The sequence below is a fragment of the Gemmiger formicilis genome (assembly GCF_900167555.1).
Classification (GTDB): domain Bacteria; phylum Bacillota; class Clostridia; order Oscillospirales; family Ruminococcaceae; genus Gemmiger; species Gemmiger formicilis.
Genome location: NZ_FUYF01000005.1, coordinates 1 through 25,716, shown reverse-complemented (window position 1 = coordinate 25,716; position 25,716 = coordinate 1). Strand labels below are relative to the sequence as shown.

At 54.4% G+C, this 25,716-nt stretch carries 28 protein-coding genes and 1 pseudogene; 24 read left to right on the top strand and 5 right to left on the bottom strand.

Annotation, left to right across the window (positions count from 1 at the left end; genetic code table 11):
• Nucleotides 1-96: 96 nt before the first annotated feature.
• Nucleotides 97-1,302: an FKBP-type peptidyl-prolyl cis-trans isomerase gene (locus B5D32_RS05880; protein ID WP_078784153.1), complete on the bottom strand. Its 1,206-nt coding sequence runs from the start codon at nucleotides 1,300-1,302 to the stop codon at nucleotides 97-99.
• A gap of 127 nt (nucleotides 1,303-1,429) precedes the next feature.
• On the opposite strand from B5D32_RS05880, the gene B5D32_RS05875 reads away from it, so the two are divergent.
• The 7 genes from B5D32_RS05875 to B5D32_RS05845 all read left to right on the top strand — a co-directional run bounded on the left by B5D32_RS05875 (nucleotide 1,430) and on the right by B5D32_RS05845 (nucleotide 7,884).
• The gene (locus B5D32_RS05875; RefSeq protein ID WP_078784152.1) at nucleotides 1,430-1,648 is read left to right on the top strand and encodes a DUF896 domain-containing protein; all 219 of its coding nucleotides are present in this window, start codon (nucleotides 1,430-1,432) and stop codon (nucleotides 1,646-1,648) included.
• Nucleotides 1,649-1,806: 158 nt separating this feature from the next.
• Nucleotides 1,807-3,099 (top strand): adenylosuccinate synthase, encoded by a 1,293-nt coding sequence (locus B5D32_RS05870; RefSeq protein ID WP_078784151.1) that lies wholly within the window; start codon nucleotides 1,807-1,809, stop codon nucleotides 3,097-3,099.
• Nucleotides 3,100-3,108: 9 nt separating this feature from the next.
• On the top strand, nucleotides 3,109-4,398 hold the full coding sequence (locus B5D32_RS05865; RefSeq protein ID WP_338108537.1) for a cation diffusion facilitator family transporter: 1,290 nt from the start codon (nucleotides 3,109-3,111) through the stop codon (nucleotides 4,396-4,398).
• A 146-nt stretch (nucleotides 4,399-4,544) separates the two neighbouring features.
• Nucleotides 4,545-5,720 carry an NAD(P)-dependent malic enzyme gene (locus tag B5D32_RS05860; RefSeq protein WP_078784150.1) on the top strand — a complete coding sequence of 392 codons (1,176 nt, stop codon included), beginning with the start codon at nucleotides 4,545-4,547 and terminating at the stop codon, nucleotides 5,718-5,720.
• 2 nt (nucleotides 5,721-5,722) lie between these two features.
• Nucleotides 5,723-6,562, top strand: coding sequence for a fumarate hydratase (locus B5D32_RS05855; protein ID WP_078784302.1), 840 nt, complete (start codon nucleotides 5,723-5,725; stop codon nucleotides 6,560-6,562).
• 12 nt (nucleotides 6,563-6,574) lie between these two features.
• Nucleotides 6,575-7,141 carry a Fe-S-containing hydro-lyase gene (locus tag B5D32_RS05850; protein ID WP_078784149.1) on the top strand — a complete coding sequence of 189 codons (567 nt, stop codon included), beginning with the start codon at nucleotides 6,575-6,577 and terminating at the stop codon, nucleotides 7,139-7,141.
• Nucleotides 7,138-7,884 (top strand): class D sortase, encoded by a 747-nt coding sequence (locus B5D32_RS05845; RefSeq protein ID WP_078784148.1) that lies wholly within the window; start codon nucleotides 7,138-7,140, stop codon nucleotides 7,882-7,884. Before B5D32_RS05850 ends, B5D32_RS05845 begins: the two co-directional genes overlap by 4 nt.
• A gap of 45 nt (nucleotides 7,885-7,929) precedes the next feature.
• On the opposite strand, the pseudogene B5D32_RS05840 reads toward B5D32_RS05845, so the two are convergent.
• From B5D32_RS05840 to B5D32_RS05830, 3 genes and pseudogenes are all read right to left on the bottom strand, one after another.
• Nucleotides 7,930-8,034, bottom strand: a pseudogene (locus B5D32_RS05840) (recombinase family protein); the annotation flags it as partial.
• 93 nt (nucleotides 8,035-8,127) lie between these two features.
• Nucleotides 8,128-8,880, bottom strand: coding sequence for a carboxymuconolactone decarboxylase family protein (locus B5D32_RS05835; RefSeq protein ID WP_078784147.1), 753 nt, complete (start codon nucleotides 8,878-8,880; stop codon nucleotides 8,128-8,130).
• Entirely contained in the window at nucleotides 8,880-9,419 is a 540-nt protein-coding gene (locus B5D32_RS05830) for a flavodoxin family protein (RefSeq protein ID WP_078784146.1), read from the bottom strand. The genes B5D32_RS05835 and B5D32_RS05830 overlap by 1 nt, the downstream gene beginning before the upstream one ends.
• Nucleotides 9,420-9,536: 117 nt before the next feature.
• Between B5D32_RS05830 and B5D32_RS05825 the strand changes: the two genes are divergently transcribed.
• From B5D32_RS05825 to B5D32_RS05790, 8 genes are all read left to right on the top strand, one after another.
• A complete protein-coding gene (locus B5D32_RS05825) occupies nucleotides 9,537-9,764 on the top strand; it encodes a MerR family transcriptional regulator (protein WP_420896756.1) in 228 nt (75 codons plus the stop codon).
• Between the two features lie 463 nt (nucleotides 9,765-10,227).
• A complete protein-coding gene (locus B5D32_RS05820; RefSeq protein WP_078784145.1) occupies nucleotides 10,228-11,142 on the top strand; it encodes a DUF6017 domain-containing protein in 915 nt (304 codons plus the stop codon).
• A gap of 100 nt (nucleotides 11,143-11,242) precedes the next feature.
• On the top strand, nucleotides 11,243-11,713 hold the full coding sequence (locus B5D32_RS05815) for a PcfB family protein (protein ID WP_005933691.1): 471 nt from the start codon (nucleotides 11,243-11,245) through the stop codon (nucleotides 11,711-11,713).
• The gene (locus B5D32_RS05810; protein WP_078784144.1) at nucleotides 11,710-13,518 is read left to right on the top strand and encodes a VirD4-like conjugal transfer protein, CD1115 family; all 1,809 of its coding nucleotides are present in this window, start codon (nucleotides 11,710-11,712) and stop codon (nucleotides 13,516-13,518) included. Before B5D32_RS05815 ends, B5D32_RS05810 begins: the two co-directional genes overlap by 4 nt.
• Before the next feature lie 11 nt (nucleotides 13,519-13,529).
• Nucleotides 13,530-13,721 (top strand): Maff2 family mobile element protein, encoded by a 192-nt coding sequence (locus tag B5D32_RS05805; protein ID WP_049929605.1) that lies wholly within the window; start codon nucleotides 13,530-13,532, stop codon nucleotides 13,719-13,721.
• A 645-nt stretch (nucleotides 13,722-14,366) separates the two neighbouring features.
• On the top strand, nucleotides 14,367-16,286 hold the full coding sequence (gene tet(W), locus B5D32_RS05800) for a tetracycline resistance ribosomal protection protein Tet(W) (protein WP_000691721.1): 1,920 nt from the start codon (nucleotides 14,367-14,369) through the stop codon (nucleotides 16,284-16,286).
• 81 nt (nucleotides 16,287-16,367) lie between these two features.
• On the top strand, nucleotides 16,368-16,823 hold the full coding sequence (locus B5D32_RS05795; protein WP_001071126.1) for an XRE family transcriptional regulator: 456 nt from the start codon (nucleotides 16,368-16,370) through the stop codon (nucleotides 16,821-16,823).
• A gap of 231 nt (nucleotides 16,824-17,054) precedes the next feature.
• Nucleotides 17,055-17,822, top strand: a complete 768-nt coding sequence (locus B5D32_RS05790) for a class I SAM-dependent methyltransferase (RefSeq protein WP_000456787.1) — start codon at nucleotides 17,055-17,057, stop codon at nucleotides 17,820-17,822.
• Nucleotides 17,823-17,863: 41 nt separating this feature from the next.
• On the opposite strand, the gene B5D32_RS15785 is transcribed toward B5D32_RS05790, so the two are convergent.
• Nucleotides 17,864-18,325 carry a hypothetical protein gene (locus tag B5D32_RS15785; protein ID WP_021659603.1) on the bottom strand — a complete coding sequence of 154 codons (462 nt, stop codon included), beginning with the start codon at nucleotides 18,323-18,325 and terminating at the stop codon, nucleotides 17,864-17,866.
• An 82-nt stretch (nucleotides 18,326-18,407) separates the two neighbouring features.
• On the opposite strand from B5D32_RS15785, the gene B5D32_RS05780 reads away from it, so the two are divergent.
• The 9 genes from B5D32_RS05780 (at nucleotide 18,408) to B5D32_RS05740 (ending at nucleotide 25,625) form a co-directional block, all read left to right on the top strand.
• Nucleotides 18,408-18,605, top strand: coding sequence for a helix-turn-helix domain-containing protein (locus B5D32_RS05780; RefSeq protein ID WP_001909500.1), 198 nt, complete (start codon nucleotides 18,408-18,410; stop codon nucleotides 18,603-18,605).
• 131 nt (nucleotides 18,606-18,736) lie between these two features.
• Nucleotides 18,737-18,928, top strand: a complete 192-nt coding sequence (locus tag B5D32_RS15480) for a hypothetical protein (protein ID WP_000841357.1) — start codon at nucleotides 18,737-18,739, stop codon at nucleotides 18,926-18,928.
• A 646-nt stretch (nucleotides 18,929-19,574) separates the two neighbouring features.
• Nucleotides 19,575-19,973: a plasmid mobilization protein gene (locus B5D32_RS05770; protein ID WP_001126628.1), complete on the top strand. Its 399-nt coding sequence runs from the start codon at nucleotides 19,575-19,577 to the stop codon at nucleotides 19,971-19,973.
• Complete coding sequence (locus B5D32_RS05765; protein ID WP_009249723.1) at nucleotides 19,945-21,612, top strand: relaxase/mobilization nuclease domain-containing protein; 1,668 nt, start codon at nucleotides 19,945-19,947, stop codon at nucleotides 21,610-21,612. The genes B5D32_RS05770 and B5D32_RS05765 overlap by 29 nt, the downstream gene beginning before the upstream one ends.
• Complete coding sequence (locus B5D32_RS05760; protein ID WP_000998386.1) at nucleotides 21,602-21,988, top strand: cysteine-rich VLP domain-containing protein; 387 nt, start codon at nucleotides 21,602-21,604, stop codon at nucleotides 21,986-21,988. The genes B5D32_RS05765 and B5D32_RS05760 overlap by 11 nt, the downstream gene beginning before the upstream one ends.
• Nucleotides 21,989-22,060: 72 nt before the next feature.
• Complete coding sequence (locus B5D32_RS05755) at nucleotides 22,061-22,855, top strand: replication initiator protein A (RefSeq protein WP_001205019.1); 795 nt, start codon at nucleotides 22,061-22,063, stop codon at nucleotides 22,853-22,855.
• Nucleotides 22,852-23,691, top strand: coding sequence for an ATP-binding protein (locus B5D32_RS05750; RefSeq protein ID WP_000200031.1), 840 nt, complete (start codon nucleotides 22,852-22,854; stop codon nucleotides 23,689-23,691). Before B5D32_RS05755 ends, B5D32_RS05750 begins: the two co-directional genes overlap by 4 nt.
• 14 nt (nucleotides 23,692-23,705) lie before the next feature.
• On the top strand, nucleotides 23,706-23,894 hold the full coding sequence (locus B5D32_RS05745; RefSeq protein ID WP_000427739.1) for a transposon-encoded TnpW family protein: 189 nt from the start codon (nucleotides 23,706-23,708) through the stop codon (nucleotides 23,892-23,894).
• Between the two features lie 111 nt (nucleotides 23,895-24,005).
• Nucleotides 24,006-25,625 carry a recombinase family protein gene (locus B5D32_RS05740; RefSeq protein ID WP_000945966.1) on the top strand — a complete coding sequence of 540 codons (1,620 nt, stop codon included), beginning with the start codon at nucleotides 24,006-24,008 and terminating at the stop codon, nucleotides 25,623-25,625.
• Nucleotides 25,626-25,716 lie beyond the last annotated feature (91 nt).

Genomic DNA, 25,716 nt, shown 5'->3' with positions numbered 1-25,716 from the left:
CTTATTCAGAATACCTTTATTATAAAGGTTTCCCCCGCAAAAAGCAACAAAAAAGCACTCCCGGTGCAAAACCGGGAGTGCGGCGGCGCTTACCGCTTATTCGTACTTGACGTTGTCGATCAGGTTCTGCATGACGTCGCTCTGCAGAACGTTCATCTTGATGTAGTTCTCACCGTAGGCGGAGACATACTGGCTCGGGTCGGTGGTGCCGTAGTAGCGGCCAAAGTCAGCGTTCATGGTGGCGGTGTCGCACTTGAAGCCCGTTTTCTCGGCCACGGCCTGCATCAGCAGGGCCTGCTGGGTGATGGACTTGATGCTGTCGTTGGCATCTGCCAGATAGGCATCCACGCTGTCATAGCTGCTGCCCATCATGCCGGAGGAAAGCAGGGCGTTCATGTCGGTGCCGTATTTCTGGGCGTTGGTGTAAATGCGGTACAGCAGCACATCGCGGTAGTAGTCCAGCGCGGTCTGCGGCAGCTCGTCCGCGTAGCTGGCCTTGTCATGCAGGGCGGTGTAAACGTCACTGGCCTGGTTGTCATAGAGCATCGTGGACTTGACGAAGGCTTTCAGCTCATCGACGCTGTTCAGGCTCATGCTCTTGCCGAGATTTTCCTTGACCCAGTCGTCGGTCAGCTCGGGGGTGACGGACTCCTTGATGTAGTTCAGGGTCGTCTCAAAGACGGCTTCCTTGCCGTTCAGGTCCTCATTGCCGTAATCCTCGGGGAAGGTGACCGTGACGTCAAAGGTCTCGCCAGGGGTATGGCCGACGATCTGATCTTCAAAGTTGTCAATGTAGGTGCCGCTGCCCAAAGTCAGGTCAGCGCCGCTGCCCTTGGTGTCGCCGCCGTCGAAAGCAACGCCGTCGATGCGGCCCACATAGTCAATGTTGACCGTATCGCCGTCCGCGGCCGCGCGGTCCTTGACCTCATTCGTGGTCGCAAAGTTGGACAGCACGTTGGAATCAATATAATCATTGATGTCGTCGTCGCTGACCTGGCCCAGGTCGGCGCTGATCGTGATGTCCGCGTAGTCGTCGGGCAGGGTGACATAATCGGCGGCGGTCACGCCCTTGAGATAACCGTTCTCGTCAAACGCATCGGAAAAGCTGAAATCAGCCAGATAGGCGTACTCGGCGTCCGCGGTCTCAGCGCTGGCCTCCTCGGCGGTGTCAGCCGTCTCGGCGGTAGATTCAGCGGCCTCGGAAGAGGCGGTGTCAGCGGTATTGCCGCAGGCCGCAAGCACAGCAGTCATGCCGACAGCCATGCCAAGGGCTGCCACACGGCGGAAATTCTTCAGTTTCATGGAATTCTCCTGTCTTTTTCAAAATTGCATACTTTCTTATTATACACGCTTTTTCGGAAAAGTAAAATGAAATTGCTGTGAAAATGTGGTATAATGGTAAAAAACAAACAACAAGGAGACATACACCATGGAAAAATCCAAAATTGACCGCATCAACGCGCTGGCAAAAAAGGCCAAGGCCATCGGTCTGACCGAGCGCGAAACCGCCGAGCGCGACGCTTTGCGCAAGGAGTATCTGGCCGATATGCGCGCGGCTTTCAAACAGCAGCTCGACAGCACCTATGTCCAGACTGCGGACGGCGCAAAGATCCCCTATGCCGAGTACGCGAAGCTCTCTAAGCATTGATCTGCCCCTGCAACTGCGCCAATGGAAACATTTGAATCTTGTACAAAACAGCTATAGTATTCTCTTGACAAATATGGTATAATACAGAACGGCAGCGGATCCCGGAGATTCCGGAAAAGGCTGAAATGCCTATTTACTTACAAAAGAGGTAGAAACGTATGCTTACTTCCATTACCGGCATCAACTGGGGCGACGAGGGCAAGGGCCGCATGGTCGACCTGCTCAGCCAGGACTATGACATTGTTGCGCGCTATCAGGGCGGCGACAATGCAGGCCACACCGTCAAGACCGAGCGCGGCAAATTCGTCCTGAACCTGATTCCCTCCGGCATTCTGCGCCCCGACGTTGTCTGCGTTATGGGCGGCGGCATGGTCATCGACCCCGAGCACCTCGAGAAGGAAATCGCCTCCCTGACCGAGAAGGGTGTTGAGATCAGCCCCAAAAACCTGAAAATCTCTGACCGTGCGACCATCACCATGCCGTTCCATGTCGCACAGGACGGCCTTGAGGAGGAGCGCCTGTCCAAGACCGGCGCTCAGTTCGGCTCCACCAAGCGCGGCATCGCCTACAGCTACGGCGACAAGTACATGAAAAAGACCCTGCGCATGGGCGACCTCGTCCACATGGACGCCAGTGTCAGGAAGCGTCTGGAGACCATCGTTGAGTCCAAGAACCTGACCATGGAGAAGATCTACGGCCAGAAGCCCGTCAGCGTTGACGAGATGTGGGCCTGGTGCGAGAAATATTCCAAGATGTTTGCCCCCTATATCTGCGATGTGGGCGACTATCTGGACAAGGCTGACCGCGAGGGCAAGAAGATCATGTTCGAGGCCCAGCTGGGCGCTCTGCGTGACATCGACTTCGGCATCTATCCTTACACGTCTTCCTCCAACACCGTGTCCGCCTATGCACCCATCGGTGCGGGCATCCCGGGCCACAAGCTGAGCCTCTCCATCGGCATTATGAAGGCTTATTCCTCCTGCGTCGGTGAGGGCCCCTTCACCACGGAGCTGGCTATGACCGAGGCGGAAAAGGATGTGCTGCGTGAGCACGGCCATGAGTACGGCGCCGCCACGGGCCGTCCCCGCCGCGTCGGCCCGTTCGACGCTGTGGCAAGCCGCTACGGCGTGCAGTGCCAGGGCTGCGATGAACTGGCCCTGACCCTGCTGGACGTCCTCGACTACATGGAGGAAGTGCCCATCGTCACCGCCTACAAGCTGACCGACGGCAGCACGACCACCCGCTTCCCCATGGGCAAGACGCTGGACGATGCTCAGCCTGTTGTGGAGACCGTGCCCGGCTGGCACTGCGACATTACCGGCGTGCGCAAGTTTGAGGACCTGCCCAAGGCTGCTCAGAACTATGTCACACGTCTGGAGGAACTGGTCGGCTGCAAGATCAAGTACATCTCCGTCGGCCCCGAGCGCGATGCCTGCATCGTGCGGAAGTAATTTTTCTCCTTGGCCCCCTCCCAGAGGAGGCAAGAACTTATAACCAACCAAAAGGCAGACCCTTACAAGGTCTGTCTTTTTCTAAAAGAGGGGGTATTCCCACTGATTCAGCTTTTAATACGGACTTTCGTCAAAAATTATAAAAGCACCGCGGATCGCGCCGTCCGCACGGCTTACGGAAATCTGGCCTGCATCGTCAGCGTGGTGTGCAACCTACTGCTGGCGGGCGGCAAGATCGCCGTTGGTGTACTGACCGGCAGCGTTGCCATCACCGCCGACGGCATGAACAACCTCTCCGATGCCAGCTCCAATGTCGTCAGCCTCGTCGGCTTCAAGCTCGGCGCGCGCCCGGCGGACTCGGAGCATCCCTACGGCCATGCCCGGTATGAGTATCTGGCCGGGCTGGCGGTCTCTGTCATGATCCTGGTCATCGGCGTGGAGCTTTTGAAGGAGAGCTTTGCCAAGGTTCTGCACCCGACGGAGGTCGCTTTCAGCTGGCTCATGGTTGCAGTACTGATTGCGTCCATCCTCGTCAAGCTCTGGATGAGCAGGCTGAACCGGCAGATCGGCACGGCCATCGACTCGGAAACGCTGCTGGCCACCGCCGCCGATGCCCGCAACGATGTCATCACGACGGCAGCGGTTCTGGCAGCCACGATTCTGACAAAGCTCACCGGCTTTGCCCGCATTGACGGACTGATGGGTATCGGTGTGGCGGCGTTCATTTTGTACAGCGGTGCAATGCTCGTCAAAGACACCATCAATCCGCTGCTGGGTGCAGCGCCTGACTCGGATCTGGTCGAGCATATCGAGAAAAAGGCCCTGAGCTATCCCGGCGTGCTCGGCGTGCACGATCTGATGATCCACGACTACGGCCCCGGAAGCCGCCTGGTCAGCTTCCATCTGGAAATGGATGCTAAGGATGACGTCATGCACAGCCACGATGTCATTGACCGCATTGAGCGGGACCTGCTTGTGGAGGACGGGCTGATCGCGACGATCCACTTTGACCCCGTCGTGACCGGTGACCCCCACGCGGACGAGCTGAAGGCGTTTTTGCAGCGTGAGGTCGAGGAGCTCGCGCCGCTGGCCAACATCCACGACCTGCGCATTGTGCCCGGCCCGACACATACGAACGTGATTTTTGACTGTGCCGTCCCTGCTGAGTACATGACCGACAAGCAGCACCGGGGCGTCAAGCTCGTCAATGCCCTGCGCAATGCCGTACAGGCCAAGTGGCCCGACCATTTCTGTGTCATAAAGCTGGAACCGGACTATGCGCCGGTACACCACGAATAAAAGAAGCAACCCTGTAGGGGCAGGGCATGCCCTGCCCTCAACGTAAAATCCATAGCGATTTGGCGGCAAGGCTGCGGGCCGGACATGTCCGGCCCCTACCGGGCACCATTACGGAAAGTAAAACTATATAAAGGAGAGGTATCCCCATGGACTACAACAAAGCTGCTCTGGAACTCCACAGCAAGTTCCCCGGCAAGATCGCCGTGCAGAGCCTTTGCGAATGCAAGGACCGCGACGCGCTGTCCACCGCCTATACCCCCGGCGTGGCCGAGCCGTGCCGCAAGATCAAGGCAAACCCCGATGACGTCTACACCTACACGATGAAGGGCCGCACCGTCGCCGTCGTCACGAACGGCACTGCCGTGCTGGGTCTGGGCAACATCGGCCCCGAGGCCGGTCTGCCGGTCATGGAGGGCAAGTGCGTCCTGTTCAAGGAGTTCGGCGGCGTCGATGCTTTCCCCATCTGCCTGAACGCCAAGACGAAGGAGGAGGTCATTGCTGCGGTCAAGGCCATTGCCCCGACCTTCGGCGGTATCAACCTGGAGGACATCCGCAGCCCCGAGTGCTTTGAAATCGAAGCCGAACTCGAGCGTGACCTCGACATCCCCGTGTTCCACGACGACCAGCATGGCACAGCCATCATCGTGCTGGCGGGTGTGCTCAACGCCCTGAAGGTCGTCGGCAAGCGCATTGAGGACGTCAAGATCGTCCAGAACGGCCCCGGCGCGGCGGGCACGGCCATCATCCACATGCTGCAGGTCGCGGGCGCTAAGAACATCGTCGCCGTTGATGAGCACGGCATCCTCTACCCGAACCGCCCCGCGGGCCTTGAAGGCCACAAGGGCAGGCTGGCCGAGGAGACGAACCCCGAAAAGCTGACCGGCGGTCTGGCCGAGGCCATACGGGACGCGGACATCTTCATTGGTACGTCGATTGCGGGCGCACTGACCCCCGAACTGGCCGCCACGATGGCGAAGGACGCGATTGTGTTCGCCATGGCGAATCCCACGCCCGAGATCATGCCCGACCTCGCTAAGCAGGCGGGCGTCCGCGTCATCGGCACGGGCCGCAGCGACTTCCCGAACCAGGTCAACAATGTGCTGGCGTTCCCCGGCATCTTCAAGGGTGCGCTGTCCGTCCGTGCGCGGGACATCAACCCCGCTATGAAGATGGCCGCCGCTAAGGCCATCGCGGGTCTCATCCCCGACGACGAGCTGAACGAGGAAAACATCCTGCCCAAAGCATTTGACCCCCGCGTGGCCGATGCCGTCGCCGCTGCCGTCGCACAGGCCGCGAGAGAAAGCGGCGTGGCGCGCGTATGAGCATCCGTGAAATTCCCGCCGCCGCCATCACCGACGCAGTGGAGGCTCTCTGCATCGAGGCCAACACCCGGCTGCCCGCCGACGTAAAGGCTGCACTGGATGCCGCCGAAGCCGCCGAGCCGTGGCCGCTGGCAAAGGAGACACTGGGCTTATTGCAACAGAATCTCTGCGTTGCGAAAGAGAAAGACCTGCCCATCTGCCAGGACACCGGCATGGCCTGCGTCTTTATCGAGCTGGGCCAGGATGCCCACATTGACGGCGACCTGACCGATGCCGTCAACGAGGGTGTGCGCCGCGGCTACGAGAAAGCATTCTTACGCAAATCCATCACTGCCGACCCGCTGCAGCGCGTCAACACGGGGGACAACACCCCAGCGTTCCTGACCGTGCATCTTGTGCCGGGCAGCGGCTGCAAAATCACCGTCGCCCCCAAGGGCGCAGGCAGTGAGAACATGAGCCGCCTTGCCATGCTCAAGCCAGCCGACGGTGTCGAGGGCGTGAAAAAATTCGTGCTTGACACGGTGGAGCAGGCCGGAGCCAACCCCTGCCCGCCCATTGTGCTGGGTATCGGCATCGGCGGCAGCTTCGACCACTGCGCAGCGCTGGCCAAAAAGGCGCTGCTGCGCCCGCTGGACGAACCCAACGCCGACCCGTATTATGCAGCGCTGGAAAAGGAACTGCTGGACGCCATCAATGCCACAGGCTTTGGCCCGCAGGGCTTTGGCGGTGCCACGACCTGCCTGGGGGTTGCCATTGAGCAAAAGCCCACCCATGTGGCATGCCTGCCCGTGGCCGTCAACATCAGCTGCCACGTCACCCGCCGCGCCAGCCGCACGCTGTAAGGAGGCGCAACGATGCAATATGTACTGAAAACGCCCCTCTCCAAGCAGGACCTTGCGCCGCTGAAAGCAGGGGATACCGTGCTGTTGTCGGGCGTGGTCTACACCGCCCGTGACGCCGCCCACGCCCGCATGATGGAGCTGCTGGACAAGGGCGAGCCGCTGCCGTTCCCCATTGAGGGCGCGGCCATCTACTACGTCGGCCCCACGCCGGAGCGCCCGGGCTGTGCCATCGGTGCGGCAGGCCCCACGACCTCGGGCCGTATGGACGCCTACACGCCGCGGCTGCTGGATCTGGGACTGGCCTGCATGATCGGCAAGGGCAAGCGCACCGATGCCGTCAAGCAGTCCGTCGTCAAAAACGGCGCGGTCTATCTGGCCGCCATCGGCGGGGCCGGTGCCCTGATGGCCGGCAGTGTGCAGAGCTGTGAGATCATCGCGTGGCCGGACCTCGGCTGTGAGGCGGTGCGTAAGTTGGTGGTTAAGGACTTCCCGTTGACGGTCCTGCTGGACACCCACGGCGGCGACCTGTACCGGAGCGGCCCCGCTGCTTACCTCGCAAGCCGGGAGCACAACGCATGAGCCGCAAACGGATGGCAAAGTGCCTGGCCCTCTGCGCATTGGCGCTGGCCGTCTGCGTCGGCATAGCGGCGGCGCTGGTCATCTCCAAAAACCGGCAGAGAGCTGCCGAAGCTGCCGCTGCGGCCAGTGCCGCTGCAGCCAGCGAGGCCGCCAAAGCCGCCGAGGAGGAGGCTGCCCGCGCCGCCAGTGAAGCCGCCGAGGCCGCCCGTCAGGAGGAAGAACGCCTGGCCGCCGAAGCAGCCGCCGCGAAGCGTGCCGAGCAGGTCACCGCTGCGCAGGCCGAGCACGACAGCGTGCAGTACGGCGATAAGCTGGGCCGCATCTGGGTCGAAGGCACAAACGTGGACTGTGCCCTCTATTGGGGTGACAGCGAGGGCCAGTTTGGCCGCGGTGCGGGCTGCCGCGCCGAGAGTGACTGCGTCCTGCCCGGCGAGAACGGCACAGTCTTTATCGGCGGGCATACGGGCACGTACTTCTCGGACCTTGGCTCGACGCAGCTCGGTGCCATCATTCATCTGGAGACCGACTGGGGCGACTTTACCTATAAAGTCACCGACATGCAGGTCATTCAGGAGACCGACGTCGATAAGGTGCGCTGGGGTGCCGAGGAGCCCAGCTGCATCCTGTACACCTGCTACCCCTTCGGCATCCTGACCCACACCCCCCAGCGCTACGCCGTCTATGCAGACCCCGTCAGCGCCGACGAGTACGGTGTGGTACCGGCAGAGACGACCGAAAAATAAAAATGACCGAGGTACATCCCCCCGCAGGGGATATACCTCGGTCATTTCCTTGATCATCTGCTGGAACTCCGGACGGTTGTCTGTCTTGGCAGAGATGGCACGGTCAATGTAGTGCTTGACGATGGTGATGCCATTCTTTTCCGCATAGGCCATATCGCTATCGTCTGTGGCTTTTGGCAGGGTGCGTCCGGGTGGACGCACCCTGTTTTTGTTTCATCGTGGTTGGGTGTACATCAAACCGTATCACCGCAACTCCTTATAGGTTTCATCCGGCATCGGCTCGCACCACTCGTTAGAGGTGCCCTCACCGGGCACTTCCACTGCCAGATGAGAGAACCAGCAATCGGGTGCAGCACCGTGCCAGTGCTTGACCTCCGGGGGAATGTTCACCACATCGCCCGGATGCAGCTCCAGCGGAGCTTTGCCCCATTCTTGATAGTAGCCCCGGCCTGCCACGCAGACAAGGATCTGCCCGCCACCCTTTGCGGCATGATGGATGTGCCAGTTGTTCCGGCAGCCCGGCTCAAAGGTGACGTTGTAAATGCCAACCTGTGCGGTGGACAAGGGTGCCAGATAGCTTTTTCCGCTGAAATATTGTGCAAAACCGTCGTTGGATGCACCGATGGGAAACACCATTTCACTCTGGTGCTTTGCCTTGGCATCCTCTGCAGATTCCTTTGCCCAGACTTCCTTGGCCATGCGGAAAGCCGCCCAAGCCTTGGGCCAGCCTACATAAAACGCCGCATGGGTCAGGATCTCTGCAATCTCAGTCCGGGTAATACCGTTGTTTTTCGCTGCCGTCAGGTGATACCGAAACGAGGAGTCCGTCAGTCCCTGCGCCATCAGTGCTACCACCGTCACAAGGCTACGGTCCCGGAGGGAGAGTTTATCCTCTCGGCTCCACACCTGCCCGAATAGTACCTCATCGTTAAGTTCTGCAAATTTTGGTGCAAATTCGCCCAGAGCATCCCGCCCTGCTGTCTGTTTCACTGCCATTATACGTTCCTCCCCATCTCGTAAGCCTGTGCCATGGCAGAGGTGTTTCGCACCGCACCCGGCTCATAGACACCGCCTGCTACAAGGACTCCCTTTTCCACGGCTCCTTCCACGCAGTCTGCATAGCCCCGGAAGCAGGCCAGCGTAGTGTCCGCAGAGGATTTTTCCTCGTCTGCCATAGTGGTGATATAGTAGAACTCTTTGTCTTTAACCTCCTGCCACCGTGCCACAGTGCGGTCAATGACCGCTTTCAACTGGGCGCTGATGGAGTAGAAGTATACCGGGCTTGCCAGCACAATGACATCGGCATCGATCATCTTTTGCAGGATGTCTGCCATATCATCCTTGCGGACGCAGGCTCCGCCGTGGGTGCTGCAGTAGTAGCAGCCGGAACAGGGAGCCACCTTTTTCTCAGCGACCCGGATCTTTTCTGCTTTGTGCCCGGCATCCTGTGCTCCACGCAGAAATTCATCGCATAGAATATCAGAGTTGCCGCCCTTCCGGGGACTGCCAGACAAAATCAATACCTTCTTGCTCATAGGAACCTCCTTGACAGCAGAGTGCATCCGCATTATGTTGTTGATAAAGTTTGATTTTATCATACAACTTAAAGCACACTTTAAGTCAAGGGCTTTTTGAAAAAACGGAGGTTTCAGATGATCTATACCGTAGGTGAAATGGCACAAAAGCTGGGCGTACCTGCCTTCACCCTGCGCTACTACGACAAAGAAGGGTTACTTCCCTTTGTGGAGCGTTCCTCCGGCGGCATTCGGATGTTCCGGGAAACCGACTTCGAGTGGCTGCAGGTCATCCGCTGCGGGCTGTTCTGGCGCCGCTGCAAGCGGCAGGGAATGCGTATATATTCGGCGGCGAAAAGCCGCTGACAGGCTGCGCATACAAGCGCAGATGGGCATATTACTGCAAGGATTTGGGCATGGTGCAATCGGGCTGTTTTTTACGACACTTTTACGACATCTTGAAAAAATAAAAGCGTTTACGACGGTTTTACGACGCGAAAAACAACATGCTTGAACGTGTAGAGACAGTATAAAACATAGAAAAAGAGCGTATCTACGTTCACGATTCGTAGATACGCTCTTTTTGGAATGGTGCGAGTAGTGATACAGAACTTTTCAAAAACCATCGTAGTACAATTCGTTTTCAAGGTCATCGGATAGCAACTTGCTTGTATCGCACCCCGATGGGCAGCCGTGTTTGAAATATAGTTGCCTTTTATATACCACACAACCTAAAAATTATCAAGTACGCGCAGCGTTCACTTCTCCCATCACCGAGAGCAAATGAACGCTGCTTTTTTTGTTTACAACGAAAGGAGGCATCCGTGAAATGGCAGTTTTTCGGGTAGAAAAGAACAGCGGCTACACGGTCATGTCAAACCACCACCTGCGGAACCGGGCCTTGTCCCTGAAAGCCAAAGGCTTACTCTCCCAAATGCTCTCCCTGCCGGAAGATTGGGACTACACCCTGCAAGGGCTGGCCCGTATCAACCGGGAAAGCATCGACGCGATACGGCAGGCCATCCGGGAACTGGAACAGGCGGGCTACATCCAGCGTTCCAGAGAACGGGACGAGAAAGGGCGGCTGCGTGGTGCAGACTATGTGATCTTCGAGCTGCCGCAGCCCGTTCCTGCATCGGTTTCACCTACATTGGAAAATCCAACGTTGGAGAATCCCACGCAGGAAAACCCTACGTTGGAAAATCCAATGCAATTAAATAAAGATAAACTAATTACAGAAAAACAAAAGAAAGAGGGATTAAATACCGATTCCATTCCTATCCATTCCCCAAACCCCTTGCCTTTGGACGAGGATGAGACAGCGGCACCGCCGCCGGAGCGAACCGGAAGCCGAAAGGAAGCGGCCTATCAAATCTACCGGGACCTGATTTTGGAGAACATCGAGTATGACACCCTCATCCAGAATCCCCGGATAGACCGGGAGCAGCTGGACGAGATCGTGGACATCCTGCTGGAAACGGTCTGCACTTCCCGCAAGTCCATCCGGGTGGCCGGGGACGATTACCCGGCAGAGTTGGTCAAGGCCAAGTTCTTGAAACTGGACAGCCATCACATCGAGTTCGTCATGGACTGCCTGCGGGACAACACCACCAAAGTCCGCAACATCAAGCAATACCTGCGGGCTATGCTCTTTAACGCACCCAGCACCATCAACAGCTACTATGCGTCCCTTGTGGCGCACGATATGGCACAGCCCGATTGGGGCCGCCCGTCCAACACCTGACCGAAAGGAGCGTCCACCCATGAGAACCCTTTACCTGCGGCGGCTGGTGGTTCCACCCTAGCTGCCGCTCTGAATTTTCTGCAACAAGGAGGGATTCATATTGCAGGAAGAAGTCACCCAGAAAACCATTGCCCTGTCCATGAAAACAGGCAAACTTACCGCCCAAGCGTTGCAAGCTGCCCTGAAAAAATATTTGCAGCACCGGGCCAAGGGGCCAAAGCTGCATCACGGCAAGCAAAGTCTGAAACAGCTGAAAGCCCATGGTGCGGCCCTGACCAACATTGAAGTCACGGAGGCGAACATCGGGGCGTTCAAGCCCTGCGCCAAGAAGTACGGCGTGGACTTTACTCTGCGCAAGGACAAGACCACCCAGCCGCCCCATTACATCGTGATCTTCAAGGCCAAGGATGCGGACAATCTGGAACAGGCGTTCCGGGAGTTCACCGCCAAAACGCTCTCCAAGGAGCAGCGGCCCTCTATCCGCAAGGTGCTGGCAGCAGCCAAGCAGAAAGCCGCCCAGCAGCCGAAACGCGCCAAAGAAAAAATCAAGCAAAGGGGGCTGGAACGATGAAGTCTGAACTAAAAAAGCTGCTGGTGCTGAATCTGCCGTATCTGCTGTTCGTGTACTTGTTCGCCAAATGCGGGCAGGCATACCGTCTGGCGGCGGGCGTGGATGCTTCGGCAAAGCTGCTCCACCTGACAGACGGCATCTCCGCCGCCTTTGCAAACCCGCTGCCCAGCCTGCATCCGTTTGACCTGTGCGTGGGCGTTGCCGGGGCGGTGGCTGTCCGGCTCATCGTGTACAGCAAGGGCAAGAACGCCAAGAAGTACCGCAAGGGCGAGGAATACGGTTCTGCCCGGTGGGGCACCGCCAAGGACATTGCCCCCTACATCGACCCTAAGTTTGAAAACAACATCCTGCTGACCCAGACCGAACGCCTGACCATGACCGGGCGGCCCAAAGACCCCAAGACGGCCCGGAACAAGAATGTGCTGGTGATCGGAGGCTCCGGCAGCGGCAAGACCCGCTTCTATGTGAAGCCCAACCTCATGCAATGTTTTCCCACTTCCGACTATCCCACCTCATTTGTGGTCACTGACCCGAAAGGTACTCTGGTTCTGGAAACTGGCCAAATGTTCCAGCGGGCGGGCTACCGGGTGAAAATCCTGAACACGATAAACTTTTCCAAGTCTATGAAGTACAACCCCTTTGTTTACATCCACTCGGAAAAGGACGTGCTGAAACTGGTGAATACCCTTATCGCCAACACCAAGGGCGAGGGTGAGAAATCAGCAGAAGATTTTTGGGTGAAGTCGGAACGGCTGTTCTACACCGCGCTTATCGGCTACATCTGGTATGAGGCCCCGGCAGAAGAAATGAACTTCACCACCCTGCTGGAAATGATAAATGCCAGTGAAGCCCGCGAGGACGACCCGGAGTTTCAAAGCCCGGTGGACCTCATGTTTGAACGGCTGGAACAGAAAGACCCGGACCACTTCGCCGTCCGGCAGTACAAAAAGTTTTTGCTGTCGGCCGGCAAGACCCGTTCCTCCATCCTGATAAGCTGCGGTGCCCGTTTAGCCCCATTTGACATCCGGGAGGTGCGGGAGCTGATGGAGGACGATGAAATGGAGCTGGACACCATTGGGGATGAAAAGACCGTGCTGTTTTTGATTATGAGCGACACGGACACCACATTCAACTTCATTCTCGCCATGCTTCAAAGCCAGCTTATCAATCTGCTGTGTGACTGTGCGGATGATAAATACGGTGGTCGGCTGCCTGTCCATGTACGGCTGATTCTGGACGAGTTCGCCAACATCGGGCAGATTCCCAACTTCGACAAGCTGATTGCCACCATCCGCAGCCGGGAAATCTCGGCATCCATCATTTTGCAGAGCCAGTCGCAGCTGAAAGCTATCTACAAGGATGCGGCCGAAATCATTTCGGACAACTGCGATTCTGTTCTCTTTTTGAGTGGGCGGGGCAAAAATGCCAAAGAGATCTCCGATGCGCTGGGGAAAGAAACCATCGACAGTTTCAACACCAGCGAGAACCGGGGTTCTCAAACCTCTCACGGACTGAACTATCAAAAATTAGGAAAGGCGTTGATGTCAGAGGACGAAATCGCAATCATGGACGGCGGCAAGTGTATTTTGCAGCTGCGGGGCGTGAGGCCGTTCTTCTCGGAGAAGTTCGACATTACAAAGCACCCGCACTACAAGTACCTTGCGGACGCGGACAAAAAGAATACCTTTGAGGTGGACAGGTTCTTATCCACCCTGCGCCGGAAACGGCAGCAGGTAGTCGCACAGGACGAAAGTTTTGACCTGTACGAAATCGACCTGTCGGATGAAGATGCAGCCGCCGAATGAGGCGGCATTTTTTGAAAAAATTTTTGAGTGCCGCAGAACAAGCGGCAGAAAGTGAGGACCTTATGGAATTTTTCAACAGCGCAGTTGATACTTTGCAGACGATTGTGGTCGGTCTGGGCGGTGCCCTGTGTGTCTGGGGCGGCATCAACCTGTTGGAGGGCTATGGACAGGATAACCCCGGCAGCAATGCTCATGTACGGTAAAGAAGCAAGCAACCGAAAACAATAGATAGACCGCCAGCACTACACTATTCCGAACCAAAGACCAAAAGATAAGCATTTTGAGAAAATCTAAACTTTTGGATTTTCCTACAATGCCGACTACGGCGGAATCCCTCCCACTCCTTATATATTTCTTTCTGTATACATTGAATTTGTATTTAGTAAAATGCAGACAACACCACGGATCGGCTTTTGGCTGGACAATTCCAACCAAACACCGCAGCAGACAGTAGAAACCATTCTGAACGTTAGGAAGCCGGTATGATTGTTACATATAAGGGGAAGAAAAATTTCTTTTAGATACTTGTTTTCCTAAAACTGATGTGATATAATAATTCAATTCCAGAAAAGGAGTAAAAAATATGCGGCAAGGTATTCTTAAATAAAACTATAATCAAATAGTGGGAACAAAGGATTATGATAGTCCCTTTTGTAGGGGCTTAGTTTTTTGTACCCAATTTAAGAATACTTTTGCCTTATCAATTTTGACATATCCCCAAAAACAGCACTCACAAACAGGTGTATGCTGTATATGTGTATGTCCGCAAATTATCATCCCCAGTGGTAAAAGTATTTTACTGCTGGGGATTTTTATGCCCTTCGGGGCAGTAAAGGGAGGACAATCACATGAAAATAATCAATATTGGAATTCTTGCCCATGTAGACGCTGGAAAGACGACCTTGACGGAGAGCCTGCTATATGCCAGCGGAGCCATTTCAGAACCGGGGAGCGTCGAAAAAGGGACAACGAGGACGGACACCATGTTTTTGGAGCGGCAGCGTGGGATTACCATTCAAGCGGCAGTCACTTCCTTCCAGTGGCACAGATGTAAAGTCAACATTGTGGATACGCCCGGCCACATGGATTTTTTGGCGGAGGTGTACCGCTCTTTGGCTGTTTTAGATGGGGCCATCTTGGTGATCTCCGCTAAAGATGGCGTGCAGGCCCAGACCCGTATTCTGTTCCATGCCCTGCGGAAAATGAACATTCCCACCGTTATCTTTATCAACAAGATCGACCAGGCTGGCGTTGATTTGCAGAGCGTGGTTCAGTCTGTTCGGGATAAGCTCTCCGCCGATATTATCATCAAGCAGACGGTGTCGCTGTCCCCGGAAATAGTCCTGGAGGAAAATACCGACATAGAAGCATGGGATGCGGTCATCGAAAATAACGATAAATTATTGGAAAAGTATATCGCAGGAGAACCAATCAGCCGGGAAAAACTTGTGCGGGAGGAACAGCGGCGGGTTCAAGACGCCTCCCTGTTCCCGGTCTATTATGGCAGCGCCAAAAAGGGCCTTGGCATTCAACCGTTGATGGATGCGGTGACAGGGCTGTTCCAACCGATTGGGGAACAGGGGAGCGCCGCCCTATGCGGCAGCGTTTTCAAGGTGGAGTATACAGATTGCGGCCAGCGGCGTGTCTATCTACGGCTATACAGCGGAACGCTGCGCCTGCGGGATACGGTGGCCCTGGCCGGGAGAGAAAAGCTGAAAATCACAGAGATGCGTATTCCATCCAAAGGGGAAATTGTTCGGACAGACACCGCTTATCCGGGTGAAATTGTTATCCTTCCCAGCGACAGCGTGAGGTTAAACGATGTATTAGGGGACCCAACCCGGCTCCCTCGTAAAAGGTGGCGTGAGGACCCCCTCCCCATGCTGCGGACGTCGATTGCGCCGAAAACGGCAGCGCAAAGAGAACGGCTGCTGGACGCTCTTACGCAACTTGCGGATACTGACCCGCTTTTGCGCTGCGAGGTGGATTCCATCACCCATGAGATCATTCTTTCTTTTTTGGGCCGGGTGCAGTTGGAGGTTGTTTCCGCTTTGCTGTCGGAAAAATACAAGCTTGAAACAGTGGTAAAGGAACCCACCGTCATTTATATGGAGCGGCCGCTCAAAGCAGCCAGCCACACCATCCATATCGAGGTGCCGCCCAACCCGTTTTGGGCATCCATCGGACTGTCTGTTACACCACTCCCGCTTGGCTCCGGTGTACAATACGAGAGCCGGGTTTCGCTGGGATACTTGAACCAGAGTTTTCAAAACGCTGTCAGGGATGGTATCCGTTACGGGCTGGAGCAGGGCTTGTTCGGCTGGAACGTAACGGACTGTAAGATTTGCTTTGAATACGGGCTTTATTACAGTCCGGTCAGCACGCCGGCGGACTTCCGCTCATTGGCCCCGATTGTATTGGAACAGGCATTGAAGGAATCAGGGACGCAACTGCTGGAACCTTATCTCTCCTTCACCCTCTATGCGCCCCGGGAATATCTTTCCAGGGCTTATCATGATGCACCGAAATACTGTGCCACCATCGAAACGGTCCAGGTAAAAAAGGATGAAGTTGTCTTTACTGGCGAGATTCCCGCCCGCTGTATACAGGCATACCGTACTGATCTGGCCTTTTACACCAACGGGCAGAGCGTATGCCTTACAGAACTGAAAGGGTATCAGGCCGCTGTCGGCAAGCCAGTCATCCAGCCCCGCCGTCCAAACAGCCGCCTGGACAAGGTGCGCTATATGTTTCAGAAGATAATGTAACGTCTTGCGCAATGCAAGCGTTCATTGCTGGCTATTGCGAAATATCATTGATAAAATCAGTATCAGAGAGGAGAAACTATTTTGAACCAGGAACAGACGAATATTACAACAGGAAAGCAAATACGTCATCTGCGAACACAATTGGGAATGACACAGGAAGAACTAGCCGGGGAATTGAATGTTACCCGGCAGGCACTATCGAATTGGGAGAGAGATGTTAATGAACCCGATTTAAATATGTTGAAAAAAATTTGCTTTCTTTTTGGAGTCAACATGGACGATTTTGCGAAGGAGGTAATAACAAAGATGGAAACATATGAAAAAAAGGAGAAACGACAATTTAATAAGTACGATATGGCAATTGGACTTTTTTATGGTGTTGGTATATTTCTTGGCATTGGTATTTTCTTTGTTGGCGGTTTTATGACAATGTCAGGTGCAGGGTGGGGAGCATCACTATTTGGCGGTGGCTGTTTTTCTCTTGTATTTGGCTTGATATGCCATGCAGTTATTACATTGAGAAGAAATGACAAATGATGACATATCCTGCTTTCTATACTTTTCGGTAATACCGAGTAAAAAAAGCCGCTGCTTTTGGCTTTCCAATAGCGGCGGCTTAATGCAAGCGGCGGCAAAGGGAAATATCCTTTGAATACCTTACAGAAGAAAAGTTTTGCAGCATTACAAAAATAAAAGCCTATACCATTTTGGAAAGAAAAGATACATAATAGTCAAGACGACAACAATCAGAAGTTATGGAGGGTAACAATGGAATATAGTAAGGAAGATTTAATGGAAGCAAAAAAGCAAATTTTGGGAGTGGGAGAGAACATGGGAACAGAGGAAAGTAAAAAAATCTGGGAGGAGAACGCACAATTTTGGGATAATGCAATGGGTGACGAATCTAATGAATTTCACAGAGAGGTAGTGCGCCCCAAAGTAACGGAACTTCTATCTCCTAATCCTGCGGATTACATTTTGGATATTGCGTGTGGCAATGGAAATTATTCTTCGTATCTTGCACAAAGAGGTGCTTCGGTTGTCGCTTTTGATTACAGCAAAAAAATGATAGAATTGGCTAAAAGACGGCAATCACAATATGCAAAACAAATTGAATTTTGTGTGGCGGATGCGACCGATAGAAAAAGTATATTAGAATTAAAAAGAAATCGAGCCTTTACGAAAGCAGTTTCTAATATGGCAATTATGGATATTACGGACATTGAACCACTTCTTATGGCTGTTTATGAACTGTTGCAGGAAAGCGGAATTTTTGTCTTTGCAACGCAACACCCTTGTTTTGTCACGTTGACTGAAAAATATATGACACCGCACAGTTACTATGATATAGCGATTGAAGGGCAACCGAAAGAGCAGATTTATTATCATCGTTCCATACAAGATATTTTTAACCTTTGTTTTAGAGCTGGATTTGTCATTGATGGATTTTATGAAGAATGTTTCAAAACCAACAAAGAAATTCCTATGGTAATGATAGTAAGGCTTAAGAAGGTAAAACGTGATAGCTTAAAATAAATTCAAGTTTGTCGGGTAAATAGCAAACCCAGCCGAGCCAGTCAACGATAAAATGAACGCCGCTTCGCGCCGTCGTTGACAGCCCCGCCCGTCTTTGCTGGTAGGCAATCAAGGGGCGACAGCAAGGAGTACTGCCGCCCCGCACTATTATTCAGAGAGGGGGAATTTCCATGACCGAAGATGAAGCCTACAAGGTGCATATCCAGTACACATTCAATGCCTTTTGCAAGGTAGTCATTCGTCACGCAGCCATAGATAAAATCTTGAAGCTGCGCCGGAGGTGGGAACGGGAAGTTTCCCTTGATTATCTGATGAGTGAAAAGTTTGTCCAGCTTGCCGAGCCGGAGTAGCTTGAAGAATATCTTTTTACCGCCTGCGGCCAGACCGCCGTTCTGTATCATGCGGAGCTTGCCGCCGCCCTTGCCCTTTTGCCGGAGCAGACGCAGGAAGAAATTTTTCGTTACTATTTCCTGCGCCAGCCGCAGCGAGTGATCGGCGTACATATTGGCCGGACACGCAGCACAGCGGGGCGGCATATCCGGCTTGCCTTGCAGCGGTTAAGGCGGCTCATGGAGGGAAATGACTATGAGTAAACTTCTCCCCTATGAAACAATCGTCAAAGCCCATGAGGGCGACCCGGACGCAATCGACACCATTCTTTCCCACTATGCCGGATATATCCGCTACTGTTCCAAAGTACACGGGAAAGTCAACGCCGAAGTTGAGGAACATATAAAGCAACAGCTCATTGCCGCCCTGTTCAAATTTCGCTTTGACCGATAAACAAAGAACAAACACTGGCTGTCATTAGCGGTTTCACTCCAGCCAGTTTACAATTCATCTATTCCTAAAGGAAGCAGGTCATAGTATAATAGAACCAACGACAAATATACTTTTAGGGGAGATATAGCAATATGAAAAGTAATAAATACTTAACTATTGGCTTATTAACAGGATTTATTGTCGGTGGTTGCATAGGTGTGTTGGCATGGGCGTTTTTGCAAAATCTTTTTGCTATTTCTATTTGTGCAGGTATCGGAATGTTGATTGGAATTGTTATAGGTACATTGATTGATTATGAAAAAAATAATCATCAAGAGAAATAGAAAAAATGCACAATGCCTTAAAGGGAAAACAGGAATTTATTGTGCTATCCATCATCGGGCCAACCTGACCTGAACTTTCAAAACTGAATATCCACCGCCCATCGGCGGCCAGCGAAAGCAGTAAGTCTGAAAAAGATTTGCTGCTTTTTTCTTTATCCGTTTGGCAAAATCGCAAAGTCATCCGTAGTAGGTAGGTGAAGCCGGAAACAAAAAATTTTCTGCGGCGGTAGCCAAATCTGCATTTTCTGTATTTCTAAGGCAAAGGAAAATTTGAGAAAATTCCCGGCAAGCGGGTAGCTGGCGGCCTTTGAAATGTATCTTTAGCGGAAAGAAAGAACTGCGGGTAAAAATCGCCCCACGCCGTAAGATTTTTGCAGAAATCCGGCCAAAACAGGCGGCAGCTATACGAGTAGTAAGTGCAAGGGGAAATCTACGGCTTACTTAGAGCAAGTTTCTACCACGGTGCCAAAATCCGCAATTCTGCGGTTTTGCCCCTCGCGGGAAACTTGTTGGGGAGTGCCTTCCCCAAACCCTGCTATGCGGCTTACGCCGCAAAAATATTTCTGTCCGGCAGACAGGAAATGCCCCGAAAATAGCTAACAGACCAGCCCATTTTTTGTGATAAGTGAAAGGAGGTTTACAGCCCATGCCGAAGCGATACAACACCCCCCACCGCAGCCATGTTGTGAAAACCCGGCTGACCGATGAAGAATACGCCGACTTCACAGAACGGCTTGCGCCCTATGGTATCAGTCAGTCCGAATTTCTCCGGCAGGCCATCCGGCGCACTACCATACGCCCCGTACTCCATGTGTCGTCAGTCAATGACGAGCTGCTCTCCGCTGTCGGGAAGCTCACAGCCGAGTACGGCAGGATTGGCGGCAATCTCAACCAGATTGCCCGCACCCTCAACGAGTGGCATAGCCCCTACCCGGCTATGGCAAAGGAATTGCGGGAAGCGGCCGCCGACCTTGCCGCCCTCAAGTATGAAGTCCTAAAGAAAGTAGGTGACGCCGTTGGCAACACTCAAGCATTTAGGCTCTAAGAACGCCGACTACGGAGCCGCCGAACAATACCTGCTCTTTGAGCATGACGAATTTACTATGAAGCCCGTCCTTGATGAAAACGGCAGGCTTATCCCCCGTGAGGATTATCGCTTGTCCACGCTGAACTGCGGCGGCGAGGATTTTGCCGTTGCGTGTATGCGCTCCAATCTCCGCTATGAGAAAAATCAGCGGCGGGAGGATGTGAAAAGCCACCACTATATCATCAGCTTTGACCCACGGGACGGGCCGGACAACGGCCTGACCGTAGACCGGGCGCAGGCGTTGGGGGAGCAATTCTGTAAAGAGCATTTCCCCGGCCATCAGGCCCTTGTCTGCACCCACCCGGACGGGCATAACCACAGCGGCAACATCCATGTGCATATCGTCATTAACAGCCTGCGGATAGAGGAAGTGCCGTTCCTGCCCTACATGGACAGGCCAGCGGACACGAAAGCCGGGTGCAAGCACCGCTGCACCGACGCAGCCCTACGCTACTTCAAGTCCGAGGTCATGGAGATGTGCCACCGGGAAGGACTTTACCAAATCGACCTCTTGAACGGCAGCAAGAACCGTGTCACAGACCGGGAATATTGGGCGCAGAAAAAGGGACAGGCCGCACTGGACAAGCAGAACGCCCCCATGATTGCAGGCGGTATCACGCCCCGGCAGACCAAGTTTGAAACGAACAAGGAGAAGCTGCGGCAGACCCTACGGAAAGCCCTTGCCACCGCTGCCAGCTTTGACGAGTTTTCCTCTCTGCTGTTGCGGGAGGGTGTGACCGTCAAGGAGAGCCGGGGGCGGCTGTCCTACCTCACGCCAGACAGGACGAAGCCTATCACCGCCCGGAAGCTGGGCGGCGACTTTGACCGCACCGCCGTCCTTGCCGTTTTGGAGCAGAACGCCCAGAGGGGCGTAACGGTTCGCTACACCCCGCAGCACCAAGCCGCCAGAGCCGCCGAACAGACCGCAGCCATACCCGAATACCTACACGCCGGGAAAGGCCGCTTACAGGGCGAAAAGACAGGGAAAATCGACCCCAGACAGGACAGTGTGCAGCGGCTTGTGGACATTGAGCAGAAGATGGCCGAGGGCAAGGGCAAAGGCTATGAACGATGGGCGAAGATACACAATCTGAAACAGGCCGCCAAGACCCTGACCATCTACCAACAGTACGGCTTTTCTTCCCCGGAACAGCTTGAAGCCGCCGTTGCTACCGCCTATCAGGAAATGCGCCAGACCAGCGGCGAACTGAAAGCACTGGAAACGAAGCTGCAAGGGAAAAGGGAGTTGCGGCAACAGGTACTTGCCTATGCCAAGACCAAGCCCATCCGCGAGGGGCTGAAAGCGCAGAAATCCGAGAAAGCCCGCGCCGCATACCGCCAGGCAAACGAGAGCGATTTTATCATAGCCGAAGCCGCCGCCCGGTATTTCAAGGCACAGGGGCTTACCAAGCTGCCCGGCCGAAAAGCGTTGCAGGCCGAGATCGAGCAGCTTATCTCCGAGAAAGACGGCCTGTACAACACCTATCACGAACAGAAGCAGCGGTTCAGGGAGTTGCAGACCGTCAAGCGGAACATCGACCAGATTTTGCGCCGGGAAGAGCCGCACCGCAGAAAGGAGCAGAGCCATGAACGATAAGCCGTCCCGCATGGACTACCGCCAGCACCAGGCAGCCCGCCGCCTTGTGCATGAGTGCTGTAACTACGACGAGGGGAACTGCCTGCTGTTAGACGACGGGGAGCCTTGCGTGTGCGTCCAGAGCATTTCCTATTCCCTCATGTGCCGCTGGTTCCGTGTGGCTGTCCTGCCCCTTGACGGGGAGCTGGCCGCAGCCCTCTTGTACCGGGGGAGCCGGAAACGCTGCGCGGTCTGCGGGGCGGCCTTTGTCCCCAAATCCAACCGGGGGAAATACTGCCCCGGCTGCGCCGGGTGCATGAAGAAACGCAAAGCCGCCGAGAGAAAGCGGAAACAAAGGCAGAAATGTCACGCTTTAGAGCCTTTCAAACCCGCATAAATCAAGGCTTTTTTCGTGGGTGTCAAAGGGTATGCGATACATTTATCCTTTCCCCCCGGAAATGCCGTCCTAATGCGTGACAAAGCCCAAAAACGACACAACACAGAGGGAGGTGATACTATCGCTGATTATATCAGGGCAGACACCACGCTGCCCGCCTATCTTCCATACCCCCGTTTCCTGCTGAAAATGGAGATTTCACAGACCGCCAAGCTGCTGTATGCGCTTTTATTAGACCGCTCCACCCTGTCACAGAAGAACGGCTGGCAGGACGGCGAGGGCAGGATATTCATTGTCTACCCCGTTGCGGAGATAGCGGAAATGCTGGACAAGGGTTGTACCGCCATCAAGGGAGCCTTGAAAGAACTGGACGCAGCCGGGCTTTTAGAACGGGAACGGCGGGGCTTCTCCGCACCCAATCGGCTTTATGTGAAAGTGCCGCCTGTCCCAGTGGTACGGTTTTCCGACCAACTGATGGCCGGAAAAGCGACCCTCATACAGTCGGAAAAGCGACCTTATGACGGTCGGAAAACCGACCCTATGATGGTCGGAAAACCGACCCCTAACAAAACTAATATAAACAACTTAATAGAGAACCAAACAATGAGAGCGAGTGGGGAGCCGCCCACAGCTTATGGCCGATATGAGAATATTTTTCTGTCAAAGGACGAATATGACGAGTTACAGGCAGAATACCCGGACAGGCTGGAACGGCTGATTGAGGAAATGAGCCATTACCTTGCCGCCAGCGGGAAAGCCTACCAGAATTATGCCGCCGCCTTGCACAGATGGGCGGCCAATGACAAAAAGGGAGCCGTAAAACAGGGCATCCCCGACTATACCTGTATGGAGGGAGAAAGCTTATGACAAGTGAAATCAAAGATATTTTGGAGAACATGACAACCGCCGCCCCGGAGATGGAGGACTATATCGGCGAGGACGGACTGCTTTACTGCGGAAAGTGCCATACGCCGAAAGAAGCCTACTTCCCGGAGGGTAAGGAGCTGTTTGGCCGTGACCGCCACCCGGCAGAGTGCGACTGCCAGAGAGCCGCCCGTGAGCAGCGGCAGGCCGCCGAGGAACACCGCCGCCATGTGGAAGCCGTGGAAAATCTGAAACAGAGGGCTTTTGCCGACTCAGCCATGCAGCAATGGACATTCGAGAACGACAACGGCAGAAACCCGCAGACCGGGATTGCCCGGCGGTATGCGGAGCATTGGGAAGAAATGCAGGCCGAAAACATCGGCTGCCTGTTCTGGGGGAACGTCGGCAACGGGAAAAGCTACCTTGCGGGCTGTATCGCAAACGCCCTCATGGAGAAAGAAGTCCCCGTATATATGACGAACTTCGCCGTTATCCTGGGCGACCTCTCTCCCGGCTTTACAGGCCGGAATGAGTATATTTCCCGCCTTTGCCGCTATCCGCTGCTTATCATTGACGACTTCGGCATGGAGCGTGGCACCGACTATGGACTGGAACAGGTATTCCATGTGATTGATACCCGATACCGCAGCAACAAGCCGCTGATCGCCACCACCAACCGCCCGCTGGACGAGTTGAAAAAGCCGACAGACACGGCCCATTCCCGGATTTATGACCGACTGCTGTCCATGTGCGTCCCGATACGCTTTACTGGCGTCAACTTCCGGCAGGAAACCGCAAAGCGGAAAATGGAAACCATGAAGAAACTGCTGGCTGAATGAAAGGAGTATTGCCTATGGAGAATATCAAGCAGCACGACCACCGTACCACCCGCCGCCCCGACTGCGTGACGGAAATCCGCATGGGGAATACCGTTCTTGTCGTGTCCGGCTTTTTCAAGAAAGACACCACCAGCACCGCCGCCGACAAGATGGCGAGGGTACTGGAAGCGGAAGCCGCTGCTACACAAAAAAAGGCGATTTGACAAGCTGTAAAGAAGCAGATTTATCACTTTTACCGCTGTACAGCCGCCCCTGTTCCGTGGTACAATGAAACCACGGAATAGTGGGGCTGGCTGTCGGAAACGGAGGATTTTATGTTAAGACAAGCCACCCAAAACCTCATTACCGCCCTTTATCCGAGATTGTCCCATGAGGACGAATTGCAAGGCGAGAGCAATTCCATTTCCAACCAGAAACGGATTTTGGAAGCCTACGCCAAGCAGAACGGCTTTACCAATCTGCGCTGGTACACCGACGACGGCTACTCAGGTGCGAACTTCCAGCGGCCCGGATTTCAAGCCATGCTTGCAGACATTGAAGCCGGGAAAGTCGGCACCGTCATAGTCAAGGACATGAGCAGGCTGGGGCGTAATTACTTGCAGGTGGGATTTTACACGGAAATGCTGTTCCCTCAAAAGGGCGTGCGTTTTATCGCTGTCAATGACAACGTGGACAGCGCAAACGGCGGCATGGACAATGATTTTACCCCTCTGCGGAACTTATTTAACGAATGGCTGGTGAGAGATACGAGCAAGAAAATCAAGGCAGTAAAGAAAGCAAAAGGCATGAGCGGCAAGCCTGTAACCAGCAAGCCAGTCTATGGCTATCTCATGGACAAGGACGAGAACTATATCGTTGACGAGGAAGCCGCCCCGGTTGTCCGGCAGATTTACCAGCTTTGCCTTGCGGGAAATGGCCCGACCAAGATTGCCCGTATGCTGACGGAGCAGCAAATCCCCACGCCGGGGACGCTGGAATACCGCAGGACGGGCAGCACCCGACGCTACCACCCCGGCTATGAGTGCAAGTGGGCGACAAACACCGTCGTCCATCTGCTGGAAAACCGGGAGTACACTGGCTGTCTGGTAAACTTCAAGACGGAGAAGCCCTCTTACAAGGTCAAGCACAGCGTTGAGAACCCCATCGAGAAGCAGGCTATCTTCCCAAATCACCATGAGCCGATTATCGACACGGAAACATGGGAGCGTGTGCAGGAGTTACGCAAGCAGCGAAAACGCCCGAACCGCTATGATGAAGTGGGGCTGTTCTCTGGTATGCTGTTCTGCGCCGACTGCGGCCATGTGCTGTATCAGCAGCGGTATCAGAACAAGAACCGCAAGCAGGACTGTTATATCTGCGGCAGCTACAAGAAGCGTACCCGTGACTGTACGGCACACTTTATCCGCACCGACCTTTTGACGGCGGGCGTGCTTTCCAATCTCCGGCAAGTGACGGAATACGCCGCCAGGCATGAGAGCCGCTTTGTAAAGCTGCTCATCCAGCAGAACGAAATCGGCGGCAAGAGAAAGACCGCCGCAGCCACGAAGCAGCTTGAACAGGCCCAGACACGCATTGCCGAAGTGAACCGCATTATCAAGCGGCTGTATGAGGACAATGTAAGCGGCAAAATCAGCGACGAGCGTTTCATGGAGCTGTCGGCGGACTATGAGCAGGAGCAGCGGGAACTGAAAGACCGGGCTGCCGCTTTGCAGGAGGAACTTTCCAAGTCGCAGGCCGCCACCGTCAACGCCGAGAAATTCATGGGGATTGTGAGAAAGCACCTTGCTTTTGAAGAATTGACCCCCACCCTCTTGCGGGAAATGATTGAGAAAATCGTCGTGCATGAGTGCAGCTATGACGAGAACGGCACCCGCAGGCAGGACATTGAGATTTATTACAGCTTTGTCGGCAAGATAGACTTGCCGGAAGCCTAACGCCTGACCTATCCGACACAGCCCTAAGTGCCGGATAGGAACGGCAAAATTTTTTACACTTCTATTACTTCTTTATCGCACATTAGCAAAG